1 pseudogene is annotated in these 781 nt (G+C 47.6%); it reads right to left on the bottom strand.

What is annotated here, in order from left to right:
- Nucleotides 1-11 precede the first annotated feature (11 nt).
- A pseudogene (locus AC5V8P_RS25840) lies at nt 12-775 on the bottom strand (IS5 family transposase).
- Between the last annotated feature and the right edge of the window lie 6 nt (nt 776-781).

Below are 781 nucleotides of genomic sequence, written 5' to 3'. Positions count from 1 at the left end.
TGTCTTCAAACTTAAGCAAGCCACACTACAATGGATGCCAAGGTCAAAAATGCCTTGAACGTACACGCTAATTTATCATAGCGAGTCGCCAGACGACGGTATTTTTTTACTTTATTGAAGAAACATTCTACTAAGTGTCGTTCTTTATAGATGTCCCGATCATATTTCGGGGGCACTCGGCGGTTTTTCTTACCCAGAATCACGGGGATGGCCCGTTGTTCTTCCAAAAAGGCCCGGATCGCATTCGTATCGTAAGCGCGATCGGCTAAGACGTGCTTCATGGTCAGTTTCATGGCTTTAAGCATTTCGTATCCATGGAAGGAATCATGCGCCTCGCCTCCGGTTAATTCGAAGCGAAGTGGGTTGCCTAACGCATCCACCACAGCATGAATTTTGGTACTTAATCCGCCACGGGAACGCCCGATCGCTTGCTTGCTTTGCCCCCTTTTGCGCCTGATCCATGCTGGTGAACTCGTACAATCGTAGCATCAACCATCACGCTTTCCTCATCGGAATCCAGCGAAACGTGTTTTAACACTTCATCCCAAATCCCTGCTTTCTGCCAGCGTCGAAAGCGAGTGTAGACAGATTTCCAATGGGGAAAGAAATCGGGCAAATCACGCCAAGGGGCGCCTGAACGGGCCACCCATAGCATGGCATTCAACATGATTCGATTGTCCAATGCAGGACGTCCTCCTTGTGGTTTTCGTTCAGGTGGAAAAAGATCTTGAATCTGCCGCCATTGTTGATCTTGAATTTCATATCGTGTACTCATTTAATG

It is taken from the genome of Paenibacillus sp. N119s (genome assembly GCF_059447605.1).
Note: the sequence above shows the minus strand (reverse complement) of the source record. Positions and strands in the feature narration are given on the sequence as shown.